Origin of the sequence: Streptomyces sp. NPDC005408 (assembly GCF_040606445.1) — a bacterium.
GTDB lineage: Bacteria > Actinomycetota > Actinomycetes > Streptomycetales > Streptomycetaceae > Streptomyces.
This window is the reverse complement of sequence record NZ_JBEXEX010000009.1, coordinates 1-23,167: the sequence shown is the minus strand read 5'-3', so window position 1 is coordinate 23,167 and position 23,167 is coordinate 1. Positions and strand designations below refer to the sequence as shown.

The following is a 23,167-nucleotide window of genomic DNA, read 5'->3' as shown; positions in this document are numbered from 1 at the left end:
GGGGCAGGGCATGCTGGGGGAGCGCCACGTTACCCATGGGTAGCGGCAGCCGGTGCATTGTTGCATGAACTGTCCAGTCGGTCAGTTGCCTGTTCGTGACCCGAGAAAAGGGCCCTTTCGGCCCCGGTCCTGGCCCCCTGACCGCGGTCGGCCGCCCGGCGGCGATGATCACCCGGCCGCGGTCGGCGAGCCGACCGCCCGGTCCTCTGCCACCTGCGGCGACGGGGAAGGCGTCCGCTTTGCCCACCGCGTCAGACCGACTCCGGTGAGTACGACGATCATGCCCGCGACGATCCGGACGGTGAGCGCCTCGTCGAGCACGATCGCCCCGAGTGCGATGGAGACCACAGGCAGCAGATAGCCCACGGTGGCTGCGCTGGTCGCGCCCTCGTCCGCAATGAGCCGGTAGTTGAGGGCGAAGGTGAACCCCGTGCCGAATATGCCGAGGACGACAACCGCGACCAGACCGACCGCGCTGAAATGCACCGATCCGATGCCGCCGGCCGGCAGGGCGAGCGTGCTCAGCCCTGTCGCGGTGAGCAGTTGGGCCGCGGACAGGGCGATGGGGGCGGTGCCCTTCCCGGTGAGCTTGCGGCCCATATGGCGAACGCGACGGCGTAGCTCAGCGCCGCGCCGAGGATGGCGAGCGCGCCCCAGCTGGTGAGTCCGCTCTGCTGCCAGGGGGCGAAGATCAGCATCGTGCCCGTGAATCCCAGCAGAAGTCCGCCCAGGCGGACCGGGTGGATGCCGCGTTCCGTACCGATGGCAATGCCGATCAGCAGGGACCACAGGGGAGTTGTCGCGTTGAGTACGCCCGCCACTCCCGAGTCGACTGTCTGCTGGCCGATGCTGAACAGGGCGAAGGGCAGCGCGTTGCAGAAGAAGGCGGCGACGACGAGATGGCCCCAGGTCGCCCGGTCGCGCGGCAGGCGCTTGCGGGCGGACCAGGCCAGGGCGAGCAGGACCAGCGCGCCGAGCGCGCAGCGGCGAAGGTGATCTGGACGGGCGACAGGCCGTTGTTCAGGGCCACTTTGATCCAGGCGAATCCCGATCCCCACAGCAGGGCGAGCACGCCCATGCGTATCAAGGTTCCACGTCCGCCACTGAACACCTTCCGCCTCCTTCGCCTGTCGCTCGTCGCTCGTCGCCCGGCGTCCGCCGTCAGGAGACCAGCGTGCCTCGGGCAACTCTTTCCGCCTCGTACACCTGCTCGACGACCCGTACCGCGCGCAAGATCCGCAGGCCCGAGCCGGTCCGTGGGATCTACGCGGCGGTGCGGGAAACCTCGCTGCCCCAGCCCGCGTTGCGCGGACTGCTCGACGCGCTGCGGGAGGCAGCACAGCAGTAGGCCCGGGCATCCGCCGATCGGATGCCCGGGCCAGGCCGGTGAGGAAGCTCCCTGCCTCAGGGCTGCGCAGTCAACTGGAAGCTCTGCGCCGTCGAGTTGTTGCAGGCGCGCTGCACCAGTTGCACGCTGTTCGCCGAACTGCCCGTCGTGCTCAGGCATTTGCCGCTGTGCCGGGCGGCGAAGTGATACCGCCCGGAGGTCTCCCGCACCGGCAGCCACTGCTGGTTGCCACCGCCGCTGTACGACCACAGTTGCAACGGGGCACTGTCCGCGGTCGACACATTGGTGACGTCCACGACCTGCTGAGGATTGCCTCGCGCCCCGATCCTTGTGTAGCCGCTGTCCGCGGACCGGAACTGGAACTGCTGGGCCGCGGTGCCGTTGCAGGTGTACTGCTGGATCGCCGTCCCGTTGGCCGTGGCCGCCGCCCGCGCGTCGGCGCAGGCGCCGTTCGCGTTGTTCTTCAGCGAGTACCACGCGGTCTCGGAGATCGGATCCGCCGGCGCCGGACCGCCGCCCACGCCGCCGAGCCACTTGAGCCCGTCGATGAGGAAGCGGTTCTGCGTCTCGCTCGCGAACGTGGAGGACAGCGGTGTGTTGGAGCCGTAGTCCATGGCGTTGTGCCCGAAGTTCGCGTACAGCATCTTGTACTGGGTGTTGGTCCACAGGATCGGGTAGTAGCCGCTGTACCAGGACTGGTTGGGGTCCGTACCCAGCGGGAAGCTCACCGGGTCGACCGATGCCAGGATCTTGATGTTCTGGTTGGTGCGCAGATCGTTCGACCAGCTGTACCACTCACTGACCGACGAGGTGAACGTCGCGGGCAGTCCGACGGTCGAAGGGTGTGTCCGGTCCTCGGTACGCAGCACCGCGGTCGTCGGGCCCCAGGTGTTCGACTTGAAGTTTCCGCTCCCGAGGAACTGGTTGTAGTACCAGGGCCAGGCCGCCGCGTCCGTGGTGAACGCCGCGACATGGAAGCCCATCCAGGCTCCGCCCGCCTGCATGTACCGTTCGAAGCCTGCCCGCTGGGCCGCCGTCTGCGGTGCGTCGTCCAGGAACAGCACCACCTGGTAGTCGTTCACGCCGCCGTTCGCCAGCAGCTCCCAGTTGTTGGTCGCTGTGTAGCTGAAGTTGTTCTGCGCGGCGGTGCGCGGGAACCACTCGTTGGCTTCCTTGACGAAGCTGATGTGCGCCGCGTCCCAGGTCCCGTTGTAGAAGGCGATCACCTTGAAGGCCGGTGCCTCGATCCCGGCATGGGCAGGGGCGGCCGTCACTCCCAGCAGCATCGCCAGCAGGACCAGCAGCCGTACTCCGAGCCGCCTCACGGGTGGCTCACCAGGTTGGCCACGTTGGTGGACGAGTTCGACGGACCGCCCCGGTCGTTGATGACATGCCGGATGGTCCCGGTGCCACCGAGCGATACGGTCACCATGCTCCGGAACCGCACGTTCGGGTTGTTCGGAGCCTCGATGGCGTGCTCGGCGGTCACGCTCGGATTGGCGTTGAAGAAGCAGTAGCTGCCGAGCCCGAACGCCTCATGACTCGTCACCTGGCTGCCTACCTTGTACGCGGCATAGCCCTGCGTCGAACCGTTCATCCACGCGGCCTGGTTGGGCGGGTCGTACGGCATCTCGTTCTGGTAGAAGTACGTGCGCCCGCCATTGCCGTTCCAGATCGTCTGGTGCTTCTGGTAGTGCTCCACGAACAGCCCGTACATCGTCACGTCGTCACCGTTGACGACGAGTCCGGTGTCCGCCGTGTTGCTGTTCCAGCCGATGCCGGTGCCATGGTCACCGCGCCAGACCCACATGTGGTCGCCGATGACGTTGTCGCTGTTGACCACGAGACTGGTCGTCGCCTTGCCCACCGCGGCGCCGCCGACCCGGAAGAACACATCGTGCAGGGACGTGGGGTTGGCCGCGTGGCCCGCGGAGGAGCCGGACGGGCCGACCTCCATCAGGGTCTGCGAGTTGGTCGTACCGGCGTCGAAGAGAATGCCCGCGACCTTGACTCCGTCGACGTCCGCGACCGTCATCGCGGTGACGCCGTTGTCCGGGACGAAGGTGGCGAGTCCGAGCCCGAGGACCACGGTGTCGGGCCGCGTCACCTTCAGGGTCTGGTTCAGGTGGTAGACACCAGGGGTGACCAGCAGGTTCTTGCCCTCGGCGAGCGCGGCGTTGATCTGCGCGGCGGTCGCTCCGGCCTTCACGACATAGAACTGGTCCAGGCCGAGTGAGGTGCCGGCGGCGCTGCCGCCCGCCCAGGTGGTGGCCGAGGAGTTGGCCCGCAGGGACGGCACGAACACCTTGTACGCGCCTGCGCTGTCCACGTACAGGAAGGGCTTCTCGCGGACTGTGGGCGTCTGGTTCACGGTCGTGTAGGGCGGGCTGGGGAAGCTGGTGGCCGGAACGCCCTGGCTGCCGACGAAGACCATGTTCCAGTTGGAGCCGGTCCAGCTGCCGAGCTGGGAGTTACGGGTGATCCACTGCTGCTGCGTACCGGAGCGGACCTGTCCGTCGATCTTGCTGTCGGCCATGAAACCGCCGCTGGCCCAACCGCCGTCGTCGAGCGCCAGGTTCCCGCGCACGTGCATACGCCGGTACGGGGCCGCCTGCGACACAGCCCAGCGGTCCGTGCCGCCGGTCGGGTTCACCGAGAGGTTCTCGGCGCCCCGCCAGAAGTTCTGGGTGGCGTTCTGCGGCGGGAACCAGTCGGCCTCGACATGTACGGCGCCGTTGATCGTCACCGAGTCGGGGGACTGGCCCAGGCCGAGAACCTGGGTGTAGAAGCCGACGTTGACGTCATTGCTGTAAGTGCCCGGCTTGAACATGACGGCGTAGCGCTGGGAGCCGAACTGGTTGGTCTCCTGCTGCTGGAAGATCGAGTTGAGCCGGCTCTGGATGGTCGACGACGACATCGACGGGTCGAAGACGACCACGTTCGGACCGAGGTCGACATCGCTGGGTGCGGTGCTCACGGGCGCGACCTGGAACCGCTGGGCCGCCGTCCCGTTGCAGGTGTACTGCACCAGTTGAACGCTGTCCGCGGCCGACGCCGAGGGGACGTCCAGGCACTTGCCGCTGTTGCGGTTGACGAAGTGATACGCCCCGCCGCCCTCGTCCACCGCCTGCCACTGCTGGTTGTTGCCGTCGCCGTACGTCCACAGATGCACGGCGGCGTTGTCGGCGGTGGACACATCGCTCACGTCCACGACCTGGTTCGCGTCATTGCGGTTGTTGATCCGCACAAAGCCGCCGCTGGTGGCGGTGAAACTCCACTGCTGGGCCGTGGAGTTGTTGCAGGCGTACTGCTGGACAGCGGTGCCGTTCGCGGTCGCGGCCGAGCGCGCGTCCAGACACTTGCCGCTGGCGCTGTTCACGACAGTGGCCCAGCTCGTCGGCAACGCGGCCGCCCCTGCGGCCGCATCGGGCGTGGCCGCCTCGGAGGAGGAGACGGCGACCAGGACCGAAGCGGCCGAGGCCAGCACGGCGAAGGCGGCCACGAGTGGTTTGGTGTGGCGGCTGCGTTGGAAGGTGTGGCGGCCCGCTCTGCGCGTGCGCTGCGATCGAAGCACGTTTTCTCCTGTGCTGGGGGTGAGCTGGTGGGGGGTCAGCCGTTGTACTGGGCGAAGACGCGGGTGAAGTCCCAGGGCTGCTGTGAGACGCCCGAGCAGGTGTCGGGGCCTGCGCCGGTGCAGGGCCGGTCGCGGTTGACCGACCAGAAAGTCAGCCGGGCGAGATGCCGCTGCTGCGCATAGCCGAGGATGGTGCGGAAGTCGGCGACCGTGACGGTCTCGTTGTTGTCGGTGATGCCGTTCATCGACGAGATACCGGTGTGCCGGTAGGCCTGGTCGTCGGTGTAGCCGTAGGCGCTCTTGACCGTGTTCTTCAGCCCCTCCGCGGCACGCAGCGTGAGCGTGCCCATGTTCTGGCCCGCCCCGCCGAAGTTGAACGGCATGATCGTCCAGCTGTCCACGGTCAGACCGGAGGCCGATGCCTTGCGGATGAGGCTGTCGTCGGGACCGTTCTGTCCGGTGCCGAAGGTGACGTACACCTTGATCCCGGGGTTGTTGGCCTTGACGGTCTTCAGCGCGTCGACCGTGCGCTGCTGGACGGTCGGGCTGTCGTACGCGGCGGCCTCGATGTCGATGTCGATCGCCTTGAGCCCGTAGGCGTTGATGACCTTCTGATAAGCGGCGGCCAGTTCGCCCGCGCTGCCGCATGAGCTCTCGAGCTTATTGCCGCTCCACCCTCCGAAGGAGGGGATCACATCGCCGCCGGCCGCGCGGACGGTGTTGACCGTCTGCTGGTCGACCCCGCCGGTCAGCGGCCTGCCGCCGTCCCACTGCGGGTTGCAGTAGCCGTTACTGAGGACGAAGGCGAGCGTGAACCACTTGACGCCGGTGGCGTTCATGACGGTCGTCGGACTGGGCGGGCTGCCCCAGCCGTTGTAGATGTACGGCGCGACGGCCATCGGCCCGGTGGGCGCCGGGTCGGTCCCGCCGCCACTCGGCGCCGTCCATTTCTGGTTGGCGGCTCCGGTGCAGGTCCAGATCTGCAGGCGGGTGCCGTTGGCTGAGCTGTTGCCTGTGGCGTCGAGGCATTTGTTGGCCTGCGGGTTGACGATGTTGTGGGCGGTGGTGACGGTCCATTGCTGGGCGGCGGATCCGTTGCAGTCCCAGAGTTGGACGGTGGTGCCGTCGGCGGTGCCTGCGGAGGTGACGTCGAGGCATTTGCCGAGGGCGCGGATCGTGCCGTCGGTGCCGGCGTTCCACTGCTGGGCGCCGGTGCCGTTGCAGTCGTAGAGCTGTACGGCTGTGCCGTTGGCGCTGTTGGCCCCGGGAACGTCCACGCACTTGCCGCCCAGGCCGGTGATCTGGCCGGTGGCCGCGGCCGCACCTGATGCGGGAGTGCCCGTCAGGGTGGATATGAGGGCCGCGGCGGCTGCCGTGCCGAGGACACCGCGCAGCGCGGGTGCGCGAAGGAGTTGCCCGGTCATCCGCCTGTCACCGTCCATTTCTGGTTGGCGGCTCCGGTGCAGGTCCAGATCTGCAGGCGGGTGCCGTTGGCTGAGCTGTTGCCTCTGGCGTCGAGGCACTTGTTGGCCTGCGGGTTGACGATGTCGTGGGCGGTGGTGACGGTCCATTGCTGGGCGGCGGATCCGTTGCAGTCCCAGAGTTGGACGGTGGTGCCGTCGGCGGTGCCTGCGGAGGTGACGTCGAGGCATTTGCCGAGGGCGCGGATCGTGCCGTCGGTGCCGGCGTTCCACTGCTGGGCGCCGGTGCCGTTGCAGTCGTAGAGCTGTACGGCTGTGCCGTTGGCGCTGTTGGCCCCGGCGACGTCCACGCACTTGCCGCCCAGGCCGGTGATGGAACCGCCCGTCCCCGGCTGGCTGTCGCTGGTGCTGACGCGCACATGGTCGACGACGAGCTGCTGGGGGAAGGCGGTGCTGCCGTCGGGGTCGCCGGGCCAGTATCCGCCGACCGCGAGGTTGAGGATCAGGAAGAACGGCTTGTTGAACACCCATTGCCTGCCGCCGAGATCGGCGGGGGTGCGGCGCTGGTACACGTTGCCGTCCACGGACCAGCTGACCGAGTCGGGTGCCCAGTCGATGGCGAAGGTGTGGAAGGCGTCGGGGAATGCCTGACCGCCCGGCAGCGTGTACGCGGCGCCGATGCCGCCGGAGCCGGAGTAGCCCGGACCGTGCAGCGTGCCATGAATGGTGGAGGGCTCGAAGCCGACGTTCTCCATGACGTCGATCTCGCCCGAGTTGGGCCAGCCGACCTGGCCGATGTCGTTGCCCAGCATCCAGAAGGCGGGCCACATGCCCTGCCCGCGCGGCACCTTCAGTCTGGCCTCGACATGCCCGTATGTCTGGGTGAACTTGCCCGCGGTGTTCAGCCGGGCGGAGGTGTACTCACATCTCCCGTACCAGCACTGGTAGTTGGCCGGGTTCTCGCGGCGGGCGGTGATGACCAGATGACCCTGGCCGTCGAGAGCGGCGTTGCTGTTGCCCGCCGTGTAGTACTGCCGCTCGTGGTTGTTGACGTTGTCGCCCGTCTCGATCTGCCACTTGCCGCCGTCGACGGCGGAGCCCGCGGGACCGTCGAAGTCATCGGCGAACGTCACGGCGGCCGGTGCGGCCGCCCTGGCCGGGGCGGTGGTGCCCTGCGCCAGCCCGGTGGTGACCGTGGCAAGGCTCAGGACCGACAGAACAGACAGCAGTAAACGCCGTGAGAAGCGCGGGGAGTCCATGACTCTCCCTTCCCGGTCTGGCATGCATATGACAGGCCAGTGGCCGAACAACGTGGGGGTGGATTGTGCGGGGAGGGCGCTTAGTTCACTACGTGATTTAAGAAGTGAACTAAGTGGCTGTCAAGGTCTTGGTGTGGACCACTATCCCCGAAGTCGGACAGATAGGCCGCGCTTGCAAGTAATGTCGCTTGCAATTATTGTGGACGCTCGTAAGGTGCAGACGCAATCGTCCTGGAAGGTCCTCCCCATGCCACTCGCGCTCCTCGCCCTCGCCATCGGGGCCTTCGGCATCGGCACCACAGAGTTCGTGATCATGGGGCTGCTCCCCGAGGTCGCCTCGGACTTCGGCGTATCGATCCCGACGGCCGGATTCCTGGTCACCGGCTACGCGCTCGGCGTGGTGCTCGGCGCCCCGCTGATGACCATCCTCGGTACCAAGGTGTCCCGGAAGCGGATGCTGATGGTGCTGATGGGCCTGTTCATCGCCGGAAACGTCCTCTCCGCCGTCGCACCCGCCTTCGGCGTGATGCTGGCCGGCCGAGTGGTCGCCTCGCTCGCCCATGGCGCTTTCTTCGGTATCGGCTCCGTCGTCGCGGCCGGTCTGGTCGCCCCGGAGAAGAAGGCGGGCGCGATCGCCATGATGTTCACCGGGCTGACCGTCGCCAATGTCGTCGGCGTCCCGCTCGGCACGTACGTCGGCCAGAGCGCCGGATGGCGCGCCACCTTCTTCATCGTCGCCGCACTCGGCGTGTTCGGGCTCATCGGTGTGGCGAAGCTGGTGCCCGAACAGCCGAAGCCCGAAGGGGTACGGCTGCGCCACGAACTGGCGGCGTTCCGCAATGTGCAGGTGCTCCTCGCCATGGCGATGACGGTCCTCGGCTTCGGCGGAGTTTTCGCCGCGATCACCTACATCACGCCGATGATGACCGAAGTCACGGGCTTCGCCGACTCGTCCGTCACCTGGCTGCTGGTCCTGTTCGGCCTCGGCATGGTCGGCGGGAACCTGATCGGCGGCAGGTTCGCCGACCGCGCGCTGATGCCGCTGCTGTACGTGTCGCTGGGCGCCCTGTCCCTGGTGCTGGCGCTGTTCACGCTCACCGCACACAACACGGTGACGGCGGCGATCACCATCGTCCTGATCGGCGCGCTGGGCTTCGCGACCGTACCGCCGCTCCAGAAGCGGGTCCTGGACCAGGCCGCGGGTGCCCCGACCCTGGCCTCTGCCGTCAACATCGGCGCGTTCAACCTGGGCAACGCCCTCGCGGCGTGGCTCGGCGGCATGGTCATCGCTGCGGGCTTCGGCTACACGGCCCCCAACTGGGTCGGCGCCGTCCTGGCCGCATCCGCGCTCGCCCTCGCCGTCCTGTCCCAACTGCTGGAGCGCCGTTCAACGAGCGGCCACAGCCGGGTCGTTGCCACCGTCACTCCTGAGGCGGCCGCTGTCCCCGCAGCGCGCCACTGATCCACCGAACCAACTCGCACCGACTCGTACCTACGCGTCACACGTCGTGCTGACTCGTACTGACCCGCATCAATTCGTGCCAAGGAGCATCGTCATGACCACCGCAACCGCTGTCGCCCCGCTGACCATCCAGGACGCCGAAAGCTTGGTGGATGCCGCCCGCCGTGCCGCCGAGGCGGCCGGGGTCCGTGCCGCCGTCACCGTCCTGGACGCCGGCGGCCACCTGCTCGCCTTCCGTCGTGACGACCGGGCCGTACTGATCGCGGGCGAGACCAGCACCCGCAAGGCGTACACCGCCCTCCAGCTCGACGCCCCGACCGCCGAACTCGTCGACGCGGTCCAGCCTGGCGGCCTCTTCCACACCCTGCCGACGGCCCTCGACAGGCCGCTGCTCTTCATTGCGGGAGGCGTTCCGGTCCGCCGCGACGGCCGTCTCATCGGCGCCATCGGTATCGGCGGCGGGGCCCCTGACCAGGATCACGGATTCGCGACCGTGGCCGTCGAAGCCCTCGCTCGCGGGTAGCCCGGCCTCGCTGAAACGCTGATCTCGTCAAGCTTGAGAGCATCGCTACGCCATGAGGGTAGCGATGCTAACGAGATAGTGTTAGCGTTGCTCCCGTCGGGGTGGAGAACCACCCCAGCCAGACAGGGAGCAATGTCATGAGCGAGCAGCCCACCCCCGCACGCCGGGTCGCGATCGTCACCGGCGGGTCCCGCGGCATCGGCCGGCAGAGTGCCGAGCGGCTGGCCTCCGACGGATTCGCCGTCGTCATCAACTACGCGGGCAACCAGACCGAGGCCGAGTCGACGGTGGCGGCCATCACCGCGGCCGGCGGGCAGGCGATCGCGTTCCGCGCGGACGTGGCCGACGAGGCGGCGACGGCGGCACTCTTCGACGTCGCCGAGGACACGTACGGCGGAGTCGACGTGGTCGTCCACGCCGCCGGTGTCATGACGCTGGCGCCGCTGGTAGACACCGACCTGGACGCGCTGGACCGTATGCACCGGACCAACATCCGCGGGACGTTCGTCGTCGACCAGCAGGCGGCGCGGAGACTCCGCTCCGGCGGAGCGATCATCAACTTCTCCAGCTCCGTGGTGGTGCTTGCCCTGCCCGGCTACAGCGCGTACGCCGCGACCAAGGGCGCGGTCGAGGCCATGACCCTGATCATGGCCCGGGAGCTGCGCGGACGGGACATCACGGTCAACGCCGTCGCCCCCGGCCCTACCGCCACCGCCCTGTTCCTGGACGGCAAGGACGAGCAGACCATCTCCAAGATGGCCGGCCAGGCGCCGCTGGAGCGCCTCGGCAGGCCGGAGGACATAGCCGAGGTCGTCGCCTTCCTCGCCGGTCCCGCCCGCTGGGTCAACGGCCAGGTCCTGCGCGCCAACGGCGGCATCGTCTGATCCCATTCCTCCCCCTCCCGAGAGCCTCCCGTCCGCCTTTCCCGCCTTCCCGCACAACAGCCTGAGGAGTTCCGTCATGGGCAAGACCATCGTCATCACGGGTGCCGGTTCCGGCTTCGGAGCGCTCGCCGCCCGGGCCCTGGCCCGGGCAGGCCACACCGTCTACGCCGCGATGCGCGACACCGAAGGCCGCAACGCCGACCGTGTCACCGACGCCCGGGCCTACGCCGCCGAGCATCAGGTGGACCTGCGCACCGTGGAACTGGACGTGCTCTCCCAGGAGTCGGCCGACGCCGCGATCAACAGCATTCTCGCCGAGGCCGGTTCGCTCGACGTGGTTGTCCACAACGCCGGGCACATGGTCACCGGCCCCACCGAGGCCTTCACCCCCGCCGAGCTCGCCGCCGTCTACGACACGAACGTGCTCGGCACCCAGCGCGTCAACCGCGCCGCCCTGCCCCACCTGCGCGCCCAGGAGCACGGTCTCGTCCTGTGGGTCGGATCCACCTCCACCCGCGGCGGCACGCCCCCCTACCTCGCCCCCTACTTCGCCGCCAAGGCTGCGATGGACGCCCTCGCCGTGTCGTACGCCGCCGAGCTGGCCCGCTTCAACATCGAGACGACCATCGTCGTGCCCGGCGCCTTCACCTCCGGCACCAACCACTTCGCCACCGGCGGGCACCCCGCCGAACAGACCGTCATCCCCGACTACGAGACCCGCTACGCCGGGCTGATGGACCAGGTCTCCCAGCGACTGGCTGCCCTCGCCCCCGCCGATGCGGACGTCGCCCAGGTCGCCAAAGCCATCGTCGAGGTCGTCGGCACCCCGCACGGCAAGCGCCCATTCCGCGTCCACATAGACCCGGCCGACGACGGGGCGGAGGAGGTCAGCCTGATAGCGGACCGCATCCGCACGCAGTTCCTCACCCGTATCGGACTCGAGGACCTCCTCACCCCGACGCGCCCCGCGATTCCCCGCCCGTAGCAGCGCTACGTCGGCCTTGATAGCGTCCCCATGATGAGCAGCACCCGAGCACGCATCCTGGAAGTGGCGGCCGACCTGGTCGCACAGTCCGAGAACGGCGACGTCTCCACCCGGGCGGTGTGCGAAGCGGCCCAGGTGGGAGCCCCAGCCCTCTACCGGCACTTCGGGGACAAGGAAGGCCTGCTGGCGGCGGTCGTCGACTACGGCTTCGACAAGTACCTGGCGACCAAGCGCCTGCGCACCCCCGGCACGGACCCCGTCGAGGACCTGCGCAACGGCTGGGACACCCACGTCGAGTTCGCGCTGCGGAACCGGAATCTGTACCGGCTGATGAATTCCCCCGCGATGCGCACACCCCCGGCCGCGGCGCTGGAGTCCCACCAGATCCTCACCAGGGACCTGGAACGGGTCGCCGCCCAGGGCAGGCTACGGCTCGCCCCCGAACTGGCCGCCCAGATGGTCATGTCGGCCAACGTCGGCGTGGCTCTGATGCTCGTCTCCCGCCCCTCGACCTTCACGGACCCGAGCACCTCACGGCGTGTACGGGACGCGGTGCACGCCGCCATCTTCACGCCGGACGTGTTCGACACCGCCGGCGCGCCGGAAGCCGGGAAGGCCGCCGACGAGATTCACGTCCCGTCCGCGGCAGCCCGGCTGAGTACCCTGCTGCGCCAGGCGCACGGCGAGGGGCTGAGCACAGCCGAGTCGGCCTTGATGACCGAATGGCTGGACCGGCTCGCGAATGCCCCGACGGCGGCGGGCCCGAGTGCGGGCCAGCCACCCGTCGGTCAAGGCACTTCCGGGACGCCGTAGATGTCGGGGATGTTGTTGTCTGGGACGCCGTAGATGTCGGGGATGTTGATGTCCGGGATGCCATAGACATCCGGGATGTTGATGTCGGGGAAGTCGAACAGGTCTGTGACCGTCTGATCTCCTGGTTCCACCGGTGTGGCCGGGACGGTCGGCGTTTCGGTCGTGCCCGAGGTGTCCGACACGGGCGGCAGCCCGGGCAGGGTCACGGGAAGCTCGACCGGCAGGGTGGGTAGCGTCACGGGAAGCGAAGGCAGGTCGACGGGAAGCGCGCCGAGGATGCCCGAGACCACCGAGCCGATCAGCCCGGTCACAACGTCCAGCACCGAGGTGACCACGTTGAGCGGGGCGCCGGAGGTGGCGGCCTTGATGAGCTCGTCGATCGCCTTCTGCAGGGCGGCAAGCGTGTCGTCCACGACGTCGGCGCGGACGGCCCGGGATGAGGGGGCCTTCTTCGCGGACGCGAGTGCCGTCTTGACCGCGGCGGCGTGCTCGGCCGCCTTTGCGGGGCTCAGTTGACCGCCGTCCGCCTTGAGGACGTCGTCGAGGAGGTCAGTGACGGCGGTCGGGACTCCGTCCATACGCCGCAGGGCATCCACCTTCCGGGTCAGCGCCGAAGCGCCGGGAATCGGTGCCTCGGCGGCAGCGGCGGGTTCGGGGACGGAAGTCGTCGCTGCTGCCGGGCCGGCTGCCGCGAAGACTATGGCGGCGCACAGGGCAGGCGGCACTATGGCGCGGGACACCAGCGGGAGGCGCATCGAGGGTTCCTTCCAAAATGGGATGATCTTTCACCCACCGTGGAAACACCTGTCACCAAACGCAACCGCGTGACAGTGCCACCCTGAGGCCACCCTCGCACTCGAAACCTGTCTGACCTGTACTTTCTGCTCGGCATCCCACATGGTGGGCATCTGCTGCATTCGTGTTATGGACCGTCAGGGTCCGCTGCCGGAGCCCTGGACCGCGGGCTGGGGAGTCGGCAGCGGCAGCGCGTCGGACTGGGCCCGCTTGATGTAGCCGTACCAGATGTTCGCTGGGTCGCCGTCGCCGATGTTCTTGAGGGTGACCTGTTTCTGGGTCCTGGCGTCCTCGCCGAAGAGGCCGATCGCGGTGACGAGCTCGTTGGAGGAGCCGATGAACCATTCGGCTTTCCTGTCGTCGGTGCGGCCCTCGGTCGTGGTCACGTTCCCCTCGCTGTCGTCCGCGTACTGGCGGGGGCCGCCGACCTCGCGGCGACCCAGGTCGCCCTTGAGATAAGAGGTGACCACGTCGGCCGTCCGGGGGTCGATCGCCTGACCGCCGATCGCCCCGCGCAGACCGGACTGTTCGCCGTCCCGCTCCGCGGACTTCACGAGAGAGGGCGTGACCTTCCTGCCGTCGTGGCGGAAGGAGGAGTAGACACCGGCCAGTTCGAGCGGACTTGCTCCCATCAGGCCGAGCGATGTCGCCTGTGGCGAGGCGAAGTCACGTGTTTCCACAGCCATTCCCAAAGCGGTGGCAGTCTTCTTGATGTGCTCGGTGCCGGACACATCGTTGACGTCGGTCTTGGCCTCCATGGAGGCCGCCATGGAGACGGGCTCGAAGGTGGGGCCTGCCTGGTAGTCGGAGCGGGTGGCATTGCTGACGTAGTGGCGGGTGGAGTCGCGGCCGCCGTAGAGGGCCACGATGCGGCCGGACTTCGGGTCCACGGAGACCGCCCCCGCCTGCCGGTCGGCGTCCGCGGCCGCCTCGCCGCTTGCCCCTCCCACCCCGGACCCGAGTCCCGTGGTGACCGCCTGTTCCAGGGCCCGCTGTTTGGCGGGGTCGATGTTGAGGGTGATGCGCCAGCCGCCGCCCGCCAGTTCCTGCTCGCTCACTCCGGAAGCCATCAGCTCACGCCTCGCGGCGTCCACGAGATAGCCGGTCTGGCCCGAGAGACCGGAAACCTGCTTGGGAGCGACGGGCACGGGGAACTTCATCTGCTGCCGTTTGGCCCTGTCCAGCCAGCCCTGATCGACCATGTTGTCGAGTACGTAATTCCAGCGCTGGGTGACCAGTTGCTTGCCCTCGGGGCTGGCGATGGCCCAGTCGTACTGGCTTGGCGCCTGTAGCAACGCCGCGAGATAGGCGCCCTGTTCGACACTGAGGTTCTGGACCTCCGTGCGGTAGTACGCACGGGACGCGGCCTGGACTCCGTAGGCCAGGCGTCCGTAGTAACTGCTGTTCAAATACCCCGCGAGGATGTCGTCCTTGGAGTTCTGCCGGTCGACCTTGAGGGAGATGACCAGCTCCTTGACCTTGCGTGTGACGGTCTGTTCCTGGCTGAGGTAGTAGTTCTTGACGTACTGCTGGGTGATGGTCGAGCCGCCCTGTTTGCCCTTGCCCGTCAGGGTGCTGAGGATGCCGCGCGCGGTGCCGGACAGGGAGACGCCGGAGTCGCTGTAGAAGTCCTTGTTCTCCGCAGCGACGAACGCGCGCTGCACGTCCTCGGGCACCTTACTGAGCGGCACGGTCTCCCGGTTGATCTCCCCGGTGCGGGCGAGGCGTGTGCCGTCGCTGAAGAGGTAGACGTTGCTCTGCGCCTGGGCCAGTTCATTGGCCTGGGGGATGTCGATGGCGACGTAGAGAGCGGTGAAGCCGCCGATCAGCAGGGCGACGAGAGAGATGAAAAAGGCGAGCACCTTCCGCCAGGTGACGAACCGCCGGACCCCGGTCCTCTGACCGGTCGTCTTCCTCGCCTTCCGCGTGCCCCTGGGGGCCTTGCGCGGTCCACGCCGCCGGAACCGGCCCCCGCGCCCCGGACCTCTGTGCTCTCTGGGGGTACCAGCCTCACCGACCTCGCCGCTGATGCCGCTCGGCGTCAGCCAACTCACCTTCTGGTCCGGACTCCACCTGGTACGCATGGCGCCATCTTCAGCGCTGAAGATCTTCGTAAACCCAAAGCGAGACATCGGCTGTGCCTCGGAGGTGTATCAGTCGTGTATCGGCCCCGGCTGCTGGAGACGGAGGGCCGCCCGGGCGCCGCCGTCGGGCGCGTTGGTGAACTCCAGCGCCGCGCCGATGACGTCAGCCTGTCCGAGGGCAATGGTCAGCCCGAGACCTGTACCGGTGCCGCGCTCGCGGGCACCCGTGCGGAAGCGCTGCGGTCCGTCCTCGAGCAGGCAGTCCGGGTAGCCGCCGCCGTGGTCGCGTACGGTCACGGTCCTGCCGTCGGCGGCCACGGTGACGGTGACCGGCGTGCTGCCGTGCCGGTGAGCGTTGACGATGAGGTTGGTCAGTATGCGTTCAAGGCGCCGGGGATCGGTCCACACCGTCGCCTCGTCCGCTCCGTCCTCGACCACGAACCGCACGGACAGGCCCGTACGCATCGTGATGTCCTCGACCAGAATGCCCAGGGGGCAGGGCGAGACGTCGGCCTGTTCCCCGCCCGCGTCCAGCCGGGAGATCTCCAGCAGGTCCTCGACGAGCGCGGCCAGGACACGCACCCGGTCGCGGACGTATCCCGCTGCCTCCCCCTCGGGGAGAAGTTCGGCGGCGGTCACCAGACCCATGAGCGGAGTGCGCAGCTCATGCGCCACATCGGCGGTGAACCGCTGTTCGCCGCGCAGGCGTTGCTGCAGGGCCGCGGCCATCGTGTCGACGGCCGTGGAGATCTCGGCGATCTCGTCGCGCGGCCGGGGCCCAGCCTCGATGCGGGCATCGAGGTCACCTTCGGCGATACGTCGTGCGGTGCCCGCGGCACTGCGCAGCCGGCGGCTCATTCGCCCGGCGCTGAGCACACCGAGCGGCAGCACGACCGCGGTGGTGAGCGCTCCGGCCCAGGCGATGCTCGCGTCCAGAGCGCCGATGTCACGGAGGGTCGTGGTCATGTCGACGCGTACGGAGAGCACTTGCTCGCCCGCCGGGCGCGCCGCCCACATCGCGGGCCCGTCCGGTCCGGCGTCGTACTCCGTCCCCTGGTGGCCCTCGGAGGCGAGGCTGCGCAGCCCGGCGGGCAGGCCGCGCGCGTCGAGGACGGCGCCGGTGCCCTGGACGGTGCCGCTGAGGGTGTACGTGAGGGCGGCCCGGTCGAGGGTGGTCCGTGCCGTCTCACGGGCCTGGCTCATTTCCCGGTCGCGCGAGGCGTGGTGGACGAGCACGCCGACGGCGGCCGCGACGGCACAGATGGCCACGGCGACGAGGGCGGCGATGCGCCATCTCAGTGGCACGGTCAGCGCCGCAGCTTGTAGCCGAAACCGCGGACCGTTTCGATCCGTTCGGGGCCGATCTTCGCCCGCAGCCGCTGCACATGCAGATCGACAACGCGCGTGTCGCCGTGCCAGGCGTGGTCCCACACCCGGCGGAGCAGAGTACGGCGCTCCAGTACGACACCCGGGGACGCGGCGAATTCGAGGAGCATCCGCAGTTCGGTCGGGGTCAGGGCGAGCGGCTCCCCGGCGCGGTGCACTTCCATGCCGCGGGTGTCGATGGTCAGGTCGCCGAACGTCATGGTGGCCGTGCCGGAGTCGTCGGCGCCGTTCGCATCCGCGGGGGAGTGGGCGGGGGTGAAGGAGGCGCGGCGCAGGAGGGAGCGGATACGCGCGACGAGCACGGCGCTCTCGCAGGGCTTGACGACATAGTCGTCGGCACCGGCCTCAAGACCGGACACCACGTCGAGCGCATCGCCGCGTGCGGACATCATCAGGATGGGGGCGAGGCTCAGTTCGCGGATCCTGCGGCACAGTCCGATGCCGTCGAGCTCGGGGAGCATGACATCGAGCAGCAGCAGGTCGGGGCGACGCTCGCGGAACATCTCAAGACCGGACAGTCCGTCGGCGGCGGTGGAGACGGTGAAGCCATAGCGTTCGAGGAGCATGCGGACCGTGTTGCGGATGACCTCGTCGTCCTCGACGAGCAGCAGATGTGCCTCGGTGGCGCTGCCGGGCGTGGTGGGGGGACTGGTCATCACTGTGTCCTGCTCGGGGTGGTCGGTGGCGGACTCGGCGCGGAGTTCTTCTGTGCCGAGTCGCCGGTCTGGTCCTGCGGGGCGGCGGCCGAAAGGACGCTGCCGTCCCAGCGGTAGCGGGTGGTGAAGCGGCCGTCGGTCCCGGTCGCGACGAGAACGAGATCGTGGCCGAAGGTCTCACCGGTGAGTCCGAGGGGACCCCAGCTGATCAGCACGGGGCGCACCGCTGTCCCGAAAGCCCGGTAGACCTGGACCAGCGTCAGCCCGGCCGCGGGCGCGTCGAGTGCCACCACCAGTTCGTCCTGCTCGTCGCCGGTCAGATCCCGGTAGACCGGTTTGCGCAGACCGCACTCCGTACCGGGGCAGGCCTCCAGCGCGTCCCGTACGAGCTTGGGCACGTTGGGGTCCTTCTCCAGCAGTTCCTGGACCGGGAGCTGCTTCAGCCCGGCCGCGGGCACCTCGACGCCGTCGATGCTCAGATAACGGCGGTCGGGACTGGTGGGCTCGCTGGTCGGCGTGACGGGAGGGGAGTACTTGGGCCACAGCGGCGAGGCGCTGGTCGGTGGCGACAGGCGGGGCGCGACGCCCGCGTCCCGCGCTCCGGTCTCCGCGGCACAGCCGGCCAGGCCCATGGCGGCGGCGCATGCGGCGACGGCGGCTGTGCGGAGCCGCCCGCGGTCGTGGGGGCCTGTGCGGGGGGAGTGGGGCATAGGCGTATCAGCCTACCGGCGTCCGCGGCACCCTTGATCGGCGTCTTGCCAAGAGCTGTGAATGGCCCAGTCGATTCGAGCTCAAGTGTCCTGCATGCTGGGCCACTTGGGCCCCTAGGGTGAAAGTCACAGCGGCCCGGTGGGCGGCCGCCCGCCCGCACCTAGGAGCCTCATGTCCCTCCGGATTGTGCCGCCGAGCGGGTCCCCGCGGACACTCGCCGTCGCCCAGCTGGTCAACTCCCTCGGCGACGGCGCGTACTACGTCTGCTCCGCGCTCTACTTCGCCCGCATCGTCGGCCTCTCGCCCGGCCAGATCGGCCTGGGACTCACCATCGCCTGGGCGATCGGCTCCATAGCCGGTGTCCCGCTGGGGCATCTGGCCGACCGGCGGGGCCCGCGCTCCACCGCCGTATTGCTGGCGCTCGCGACGGCGTCCGCAGTCGCGTCCTTCCTCTTCGCACGCTCCTTCGTGCCGTTCCTGCTGTCCGCCTGCTGCTACGCCACCGCCCAGTGCGGCCTGGCCGCCGCCCGGCAGGCACTGCTCGCCGGTCTGGTGGCCAAGGAGGAGCGGACCGAGACCCTGGCGTATCTGCAGTCGACGCTCAACGCGGGCCTGGCCGTAGGCGCCGCGACGGGCGGTGTCGCTCTCCACTTCGGCACCCGCGAGGCATACCTGTCCGTCTTCGCGATGGACGCGGCGGCCTTCATTCTGTGCGCGCTGATCCTGCTGCGGTTGCCCGCCGTCACATCCGCGGCTCCCAAGGCCGCCAACAGCCCGAAGCTCGCGGTGCTCCGTGACCGCCCGTACGCGCTGGTCTCGTTCCTCAACATGGTCATGCTGCTGCGGATGCCGCTGATCAGCCTGGCCATCCCGCTGTGGATCGTGGAACGTACCTCGGCACCCGGCTGGACCGTCTCCGCCCTGCTCGTGCTCAACACCGGCGCCGTCATGCTCTTCCAGGTCCGCACGGCCGCCGCGGTGACCGACCTGCCGAGCGCGACGCGCACGGTCTGGCGCGGCGGAGCCGTGATGCTCGCCTCCTGCGCGGTCTTCGCCCTCACCGCGGTGACGGACAGCCCCGCCTGGAGCGCCGTGGCCGTGCTGATCGCCGGGGCGGTGCTCCAGGTCGCCGGAGAGATGATGCAGTCCGCCGGCGCGTGGCAGATCAGCTTCGACCTCGCCCCGGCCGGCCGGCAGGGTCAGTACCAGGGCTTCTTCGGCACCGGAGTCTCGGTGGCCAGAATGCTCGGCCCACTGCTGCTGACCACCCTGATCGTCGGCTGGGGCGTCCCGGGCTGGCTGCTGCTCGGCGCACTGTTCCTGGCCGCTGGACTGGCGATGGGACCGGCGGTGCGGTGGGCGGAGAAGTCCAGGACCGACGTGAGCGTGGTGGTTCCGTCCGGCACCTGATCAGTGCCAGGCGCTCAGGCGCAGTGGTAGGTGAAACGCTCGGTGGCCGTGTGCCGGGTGGGCGAGACGATCCGCAGTTCCGCGCTCGCCAGGTAGTCGCCCCGCCCTTGGAAGGTCCACAGCAGATGCAGACGCGCCTGCTTCTGGCCGCGCGTCAGCTTCTCCCGGAGCAGGCCGGATGTGGTGCCGTCGCTGCGCTCCCAGCGATACGTCACCGTGCCGGGCCGTCCATTGGTCGCCAGCACGCCCACGATGTCGGCCGTGCTGCCGCACCCGAGCGCCTGCGCCGTGGCCTGGACGGTCGCGCTCTTCACGGCCAGGGCGGGCCCATAGCGCTGCCAGGCCAGAAAGGCGAGTACGGCCAGCAGCACCGTGCCCGCCAGGGCGTAGCGGCGCAGTCCTGAGCGGCGGCGCTCAGGGGGCGGTTGCGGGCCGACGGGCTGGCCGGGCAGCGTGCCGTGCCAGATCGCGGCGGTGGTGTTGTTGCCGCGGTTGCGGTGGAGGGCGGCGGCGGTGACTCCCGGGCCGAAGCGGAGTACCTCGCCCTCCACGCGGTCGGGTGCCACGCTCGTCGGCGCCTCGTCCTGGACCACGGTGGCAGTGTCCGGTTCGGGCTGCGCGTCCGGCCGTTCGAACCAGTGGCTGCCCAGCGCGGTCGCGCTGTACCCGTCGCTCTCGACCGCCTCGACCGCCTCGACCGCCTCGACTACCTCGACCGCTTCGACGGCGTGGCACGCCCGGACCGTCTCGACCCCATCGTCCACTTCGGGTGCTCGGTCCTGCGGCTCGTAAGGAACGCGTGGATCGTTCATGAGATCGTGCACCGCCGGATGAACGTCTGCTTCGAGGAACTGCCGCTCGCGGCAGCCGGTTTCGTCGTCGCCCGTACACCCCAGTAGCAGCCCTTCCCCTGGAAGGTGTGGTCAAGGGCGATCGTGTACTGCGTCGCTCCGCTCCGCTCGAAGGTCTGCGTTCCGTCCGGCGTGCCCAGCTGGTCCTGCACGTCGCCGGTGAACCACGTGATGACGACGGTCACCGGGCCGGTGCCGTCCGTGGAGACGTCGATCGACGCGGTGCCACCTGTGGGACTCAGCTGCCGCAGGCTCGTGACCGAGACGGACTTCACGGCCACGGGCGGCGTGCTGGGAGTGGAGGGGCTGGGCTCGGTGGACGGAGTGGAGGACGACGGAGACGGCGTGTCCGTGGGAGGTGTGGACGTCCCGGGTGAAGGCGTGCTGGGCGTCGTACTCGTGCTGGGGGAGGGCGAGTCGGAGACGGAGGCGCTCGCGCTCGGCGACGGACTCGCGGAGCCGGACGGGCCGGCGGGCGGCGTGGTGGTCGCGTCCGGCAGCGCGCTGGTGGTGGCCACGGCCTGAGCGGTCGTCCGCCCGGGGTCGCCTCCGCCGGCCCGCGCGGCAATGGCGACCGCGATGGCGAGCAGTACCGCGGCCGCACCCGTCAGCACTCCGCGCAGGCCCGGCCTCCAGATGCGGCCCCAGCCGCTGGTCACAGCAGTCGTGGCGAACGCGGTGGTTCCCGCGGCCTGGCCGGCGGCGGAGGGGAGGAGCAGCGGCAGGAGTGCGGCGAGAGCGGCGAGCTTGCGCTGACCCCGCTCCTCCCAGTCCGGTCCGTACGCGGCGCCTGCGATCTCTTCGAGTTCGGTCACGAACGCCGCCGCGTTCTCGGGACGCTCCTGCGGCTCCTTCGCCATCCCGCGCCGGATCAGCGGGCGTACCGGCTCCGGTGCATCGTCATCGGGAACCGGCGCGCTGATGTGCTGCAGTGCCAGCTCGGCGAAGTTCTCGCCGGAGAACGGCTTGCGGCCGGTCAGGCACTCGTAGAACGTCGCGGTCGCCGCGTAGACGTCGGCCGCCGGTGAGGCGGGCTCCCCGTTCCACTGCTCCGGGGCCATGTACGCGGGCGTGCCCGCGACGCCCGGTGTGCTGCCGCGCCCCGCCGCGATGCCGAAGTCGACCAGCTTGGACGAGCCGTCGGCCGCGACCAGGACGTTCTCGGGCTTGTAGTCGCGGTGCACGACACCTGCCCGGTGCGCGGCGGCCAGGCCGAGCAGTGAGCCCTTCAGCACCACCAGTGCCGCCTCGGGACCGGTGGCTCCTTCCCGCTGCAGCAGGGCGCGCAGGGCGATGCCGTCGACCAGTTCCATCACGATGGCGGCGCCCTGCGGCGCTTCGACGTACTCGTACAACCCCACGACGTACGACGAATCGAGACCGCCGAGCAGACGTGCCTCCGCCCGGAAACCCTGTACGAACGCGGAGTCGGCCCGCATCCGCTCGCTGAGGTACTTGACGGCCACGGGCAGGCCGGTCGCGTCATGGACGGCCAGGACGACGCGCCCGCTGCCGCCGGAGCCCAACTCCCGGGACTCGGTGTACCCGGGGACCGACCATGCGTTCATACCGTCCCCCTAGGCGCCGCGGCCGTTCATGCACGGCCGCCGCACAATAGCTCACCTGCTCTCCCCATGGCAGACACATCTTCGTCACGACTGGTTCCCGGGAGGCGCGGCGGGCCGGAGGTCAGCGAATGGCGTGAACTCGTTGTGAGTCGAGCTCGTAGCGGGCTCCGACGATGGCGAGATCCCCGGAGTCCACCTTCCCGGCGAGGTCGGGCTCGGCAGCGAGGAGCGAGCGGACCAGGTCGATGTTGCGGGTGATGGTCGAGTCGACGCGGGCCGCGCCGTGCTGGGTGTGATCTATGGCGGGGCGTATTCGATCGGCCAGGTACTGGATGTGCGCGGGAAGTTGTTCACCCGTCTCGTCCGCGTGGACGGCCGCGGTGACAGCGCCGCAAGACTGGTGCCCGAGGACCAGGATCAGGGGGATGGCCAGTTCCAGCACCCCGTAGGCGATGCTGCCCAGGACGGCTTCGTCGAGGACCTCGCCGGCCGACCTGACTGTCATCAGATCGCCGAGTCCCTGGTCGAAGACCAGTTCCGGGGGCACGCGGGAGTCGATGCAGCCGAGTATGACGGCGAAGGGGTGCTGGCCCGAGACGAGCGACCGGCGTACGGAAAGGCTCTCGTGAGGATGCCGCTGCTGGAGTCTGCGCCACCGCCGGTTGCCTTCCGACAACTCACGCAGAGCTTCCGCCGGGGTGGTCGGGCGCGTGGCTGTGGCGGGTGTGCGGGGTGCGGCCGAGGAAGGTGCGGCGCCGATGGTGAGGCCTGCACCGACGGCTGCGGTTCCGCCGAGGGCGGCGCGCAGCAGCGTACGGCGGCCGGTGTCGGTGGGCGTATGCGCGTATCGATTCAAGATCACGGGAAGGGAAGGTAGCGGCTTGGCCCCGGCCCACGGATCGGGCTCGGGATCGCTTGGCCTGAACTGATGCCGTCGGTGCCGGCGGCCGGTGGCCGGTGGCCCGTGCCGGTGCCCTTTGCGGGCGCGGCTGATGAGTTCGGTGCGCTCGGACGGTCTCCCCCTTTGAGAGACCAGTTCCCAGCCCGGAGACCCGCGATGAGAGACCTGATCGTCACGGAGAACGTCACGCTCGACGGCGTCGTCGAGGCGACGGAGAACTGGTTCTCGCCGAACCAAAAAGGCCCGCGCGACCTCGAGCGTCGTGAGACCGGCCAGGCAGCGCAGGCCGCAGAGGAAAACGAGCTCATCGGTCAGCCGCCGACGCGGCCGCCGACGCCCCGGACACCCCGTGTGCCGCGCCCGTCTGGCATGACACTTCAGAACAGGCACTGCCTCAGGTCACTAGGTCCTGTCCGGTCGATCAGGCCGGATCAGTGAGCGGGGTCTGGCGATGGGGGCACCTCCCGTGCCAAGGGCTACGGGGGAGCATCGCAAGGCGGAGGAAGGAGCCGACGCGGAGCGTCGGCGACTGACGA

At 69.3% G+C, this 23,167-nt stretch carries 20 protein-coding genes and 1 pseudogene; 8 read left to right on the top strand and 13 right to left on the bottom strand.

The window, feature by feature from the left end; translation table 11 throughout:
* Positions 1-168: 168 nt before the first annotated feature.
* Positions 169-1,078, bottom strand: a pseudogene (locus ABZS64_RS11650) (DMT family transporter).
* A gap of 96 nt (positions 1,079-1,174) precedes the next feature.
* Here ABZS64_RS11650 and ABZS64_RS11645 point away from each other — a divergent pair.
* Complete coding sequence (locus ABZS64_RS11645; RefSeq protein ID WP_355826663.1) at positions 1,175-1,348, top strand: hypothetical protein; 174 nt, start codon at positions 1,175-1,177, stop codon at positions 1,346-1,348.
* A gap of 56 nt (positions 1,349-1,404) precedes the next feature.
* Here ABZS64_RS11645 and ABZS64_RS11640 read toward each other — a convergent pair whose 3' ends face one another.
* From ABZS64_RS11640 to ABZS64_RS11625, 4 genes are all read right to left on the bottom strand, one after another.
* Positions 1,405-2,634: a ThuA domain-containing protein gene (locus ABZS64_RS11640; protein WP_355827076.1), complete on the bottom strand. Its 1,230-nt coding sequence runs from the start codon at positions 2,632-2,634 to the stop codon at positions 1,405-1,407.
* Positions 2,635-2,669: 35 nt separating this feature from the next.
* Positions 2,670-4,811: an RICIN domain-containing protein gene (locus ABZS64_RS11635; protein ID WP_355827073.1), complete on the bottom strand. Its 2,142-nt coding sequence runs from the start codon at positions 4,809-4,811 to the stop codon at positions 2,670-2,672.
* Between the two features lie 146 nt (positions 4,812-4,957).
* A complete protein-coding gene (locus ABZS64_RS11630) occupies positions 4,958-6,346 on the bottom strand; it encodes a ricin-type beta-trefoil lectin domain protein (RefSeq protein WP_355826661.1) in 1,389 nt (462 codons plus the stop codon).
* Positions 6,343-7,602, bottom strand: coding sequence for a family 16 glycosylhydrolase (locus ABZS64_RS11625; protein ID WP_355826659.1), 1,260 nt, complete (start codon positions 7,600-7,602; stop codon positions 6,343-6,345). The genes ABZS64_RS11630 and ABZS64_RS11625 overlap by 4 nt, the downstream gene beginning before the upstream one ends.
* Positions 7,603-7,849: 247 nt before the next feature.
* On the opposite strand from ABZS64_RS11625, the gene ABZS64_RS11620 reads away from it, so the two are divergent.
* The 5 genes from ABZS64_RS11620 (at position 7,850) to ABZS64_RS11600 (ending at position 12,269) form a co-directional block, all read left to right on the top strand.
* The gene (locus ABZS64_RS11620; protein WP_355826656.1) at positions 7,850-9,064 is read left to right on the top strand and encodes an MFS transporter; all 1,215 of its coding nucleotides are present in this window, start codon (positions 7,850-7,852) and stop codon (positions 9,062-9,064) included.
* Positions 9,065-9,158: 94 nt separating this feature from the next.
* Positions 9,159-9,587 (top strand): heme-binding protein, encoded by a 429-nt coding sequence (locus ABZS64_RS11615; RefSeq protein WP_355826653.1) that lies wholly within the window; start codon positions 9,159-9,161, stop codon positions 9,585-9,587.
* Between the two features lie 137 nt (positions 9,588-9,724).
* Positions 9,725-10,471, top strand: a complete 747-nt coding sequence (locus ABZS64_RS11610; protein ID WP_355826651.1) for an SDR family oxidoreductase — start codon at positions 9,725-9,727, stop codon at positions 10,469-10,471.
* A gap of 76 nt (positions 10,472-10,547) precedes the next feature.
* A complete protein-coding gene (locus ABZS64_RS11605; protein ID WP_355826648.1) occupies positions 10,548-11,456 on the top strand; it encodes an SDR family NAD(P)-dependent oxidoreductase in 909 nt (302 codons plus the stop codon).
* Between the two features lie 30 nt (positions 11,457-11,486).
* Positions 11,487-12,269, top strand: coding sequence for a TetR/AcrR family transcriptional regulator (locus ABZS64_RS11600; protein WP_355826645.1), 783 nt, complete (start codon positions 11,487-11,489; stop codon positions 12,267-12,269).
* On the opposite strand, the gene ABZS64_RS11595 is transcribed toward ABZS64_RS11600, so the two are convergent.
* From ABZS64_RS11595 to ABZS64_RS11575, 5 genes are all read right to left on the bottom strand, one after another.
* Complete coding sequence (locus ABZS64_RS11595) at positions 12,245-13,024, bottom strand: hypothetical protein (protein ID WP_355826642.1); 780 nt, start codon at positions 13,022-13,024, stop codon at positions 12,245-12,247. The two genes, ABZS64_RS11600 and ABZS64_RS11595, sit on opposite strands and share 25 nt — an antisense overlap.
* 177 nt (positions 13,025-13,201) lie before the next feature.
* Positions 13,202-14,926 carry a transglycosylase domain-containing protein gene (locus tag ABZS64_RS11590; RefSeq protein WP_355826639.1) on the bottom strand — a complete coding sequence of 575 codons (1,725 nt, stop codon included), beginning with the start codon at positions 14,924-14,926 and terminating at the stop codon, positions 13,202-13,204.
* 291 nt (positions 14,927-15,217) lie between these two features.
* The gene (locus ABZS64_RS11585; RefSeq protein WP_355826636.1) at positions 15,218-16,453 is read right to left on the bottom strand and encodes a HAMP domain-containing sensor histidine kinase; all 1,236 of its coding nucleotides are present in this window, start codon (positions 16,451-16,453) and stop codon (positions 15,218-15,220) included.
* A 2-nt stretch (positions 16,454-16,455) separates the two neighbouring features.
* Positions 16,456-17,190: a two-component system response regulator CseB gene (cseB, locus tag ABZS64_RS11580; protein WP_355826633.1), complete on the bottom strand. Its 735-nt coding sequence runs from the start codon at positions 17,188-17,190 to the stop codon at positions 16,456-16,458.
* The gene (locus tag ABZS64_RS11575; protein WP_355826630.1) at positions 17,190-17,900 is read right to left on the bottom strand and encodes a hypothetical protein; all 711 of its coding nucleotides are present in this window, start codon (positions 17,898-17,900) and stop codon (positions 17,190-17,192) included. Before ABZS64_RS11575 ends, cseB begins: the two co-directional genes overlap by 1 nt.
* Positions 17,901-18,072: 172 nt before the next feature.
* On the opposite strand from ABZS64_RS11575, the gene ABZS64_RS11570 reads away from it, so the two are divergent.
* Entirely contained in the window at positions 18,073-19,311 is a 1,239-nt protein-coding gene (locus ABZS64_RS11570; RefSeq protein WP_355826627.1) for an MFS transporter, read from the top strand.
* Between the two features lie 14 nt (positions 19,312-19,325).
* On the opposite strand, the gene ABZS64_RS11565 is transcribed toward ABZS64_RS11570, so the two are convergent.
* The 3 genes from ABZS64_RS11565 to ABZS64_RS11555 all read right to left on the bottom strand — a co-directional run bounded on the left by ABZS64_RS11565 (position 19,326) and on the right by ABZS64_RS11555 (position 22,592).
* Positions 19,326-20,123, bottom strand: coding sequence for a hypothetical protein (locus tag ABZS64_RS11565; protein WP_355826624.1), 798 nt, complete (start codon positions 20,121-20,123; stop codon positions 19,326-19,328).
* Positions 20,120-21,730 carry a serine/threonine-protein kinase gene (locus tag ABZS64_RS11560; protein ID WP_355826622.1) on the bottom strand — a complete coding sequence of 537 codons (1,611 nt, stop codon included), beginning with the start codon at positions 21,728-21,730 and terminating at the stop codon, positions 20,120-20,122. Before ABZS64_RS11560 ends, ABZS64_RS11565 begins: the two co-directional genes overlap by 4 nt.
* 121 nt (positions 21,731-21,851) lie before the next feature.
* Positions 21,852-22,592 carry a carbonic anhydrase gene (locus tag ABZS64_RS11555; RefSeq protein WP_355826619.1) on the bottom strand — a complete coding sequence of 247 codons (741 nt, stop codon included), beginning with the start codon at positions 22,590-22,592 and terminating at the stop codon, positions 21,852-21,854.
* A 195-nt stretch (positions 22,593-22,787) separates the two neighbouring features.
* Between ABZS64_RS11555 and ABZS64_RS11550 the strand changes: the two genes are divergently transcribed.
* The gene (locus ABZS64_RS11550) at positions 22,788-23,069 is read left to right on the top strand and encodes a hypothetical protein (RefSeq protein WP_355826616.1); all 282 of its coding nucleotides are present in this window, start codon (positions 22,788-22,790) and stop codon (positions 23,067-23,069) included.
* Positions 23,070-23,167 lie beyond the last annotated feature (98 nt).

Bases quoted from the DNA above. Each gene is read 5' to 3' on its own strand.
- ABZS64_RS11565 (WP_355826624.1), bottom strand. From the start codon at position 20,123: ATGAACGATCCACGCGTTCCTTACGAGCCGCAGGACCGAGCACCCGAA.
- ABZS64_RS11625 (WP_355826659.1), bottom strand. From the start codon at position 7,602: ATGGACTCCCCGCGCTTCTCACGGCGTTTACTGCTGTCTGTTCTGTCG.
- cseB (WP_355826633.1), bottom strand. From the start codon at position 17,190: ATGACCAGTCCCCCCACCACGCCCGGCAGCGCCACCGAGGCACATCTG.
- ABZS64_RS11640 (WP_355827076.1), bottom strand. From the start codon at position 2,634: ATGCTGCTGGGAGTGACGGCCGCCCCTGCCCATGCCGGGATCGAGGCA.
- ABZS64_RS11600 (WP_355826645.1), top strand. From the start codon at position 11,487: ATGATGAGCAGCACCCGAGCACGCATCCTGGAAGTGGCGGCCGACCTG.
- ABZS64_RS11595 (WP_355826642.1), bottom strand. From the start codon at position 13,024: ATGCGCCTCCCGCTGGTGTCCCGCGCCATAGTGCCGCCTGCCCTGTGC.
- ABZS64_RS11610 (WP_355826651.1), top strand. From the start codon at position 9,725: ATGAGCGAGCAGCCCACCCCCGCACGCCGGGTCGCGATCGTCACCGGC.
- ABZS64_RS11560 (WP_355826622.1), bottom strand. From the start codon at position 21,730: ATGAACGCATGGTCGGTCCCCGGGTACACCGAGTCCCGGGAGTTGGGC.
- ABZS64_RS11615 (WP_355826653.1), top strand. From the start codon at position 9,159: ATGACCACCGCAACCGCTGTCGCCCCGCTGACCATCCAGGACGCCGAA.
- ABZS64_RS11620 (WP_355826656.1), top strand. From the start codon at position 7,850: ATGCCACTCGCGCTCCTCGCCCTCGCCATCGGGGCCTTCGGCATCGGC.
- ABZS64_RS11605 (WP_355826648.1), top strand. From the start codon at position 10,548: ATGGGCAAGACCATCGTCATCACGGGTGCCGGTTCCGGCTTCGGAGCG.
- ABZS64_RS11575 (WP_355826630.1), bottom strand. From the start codon at position 17,900: ATGCCCCACTCCCCCCGCACAGGCCCCCACGACCGCGGGCGGCTCCGC.
- ABZS64_RS11630 (WP_355826661.1), bottom strand. From the start codon at position 6,346: ATGACCGGGCAACTCCTTCGCGCACCCGCGCTGCGCGGTGTCCTCGGC.
- ABZS64_RS11570 (WP_355826627.1), top strand. From the start codon at position 18,073: ATGTCCCTCCGGATTGTGCCGCCGAGCGGGTCCCCGCGGACACTCGCC.
- ABZS64_RS11550 (WP_355826616.1), top strand. From the start codon at position 22,788: ATGAGAGACCTGATCGTCACGGAGAACGTCACGCTCGACGGCGTCGTC.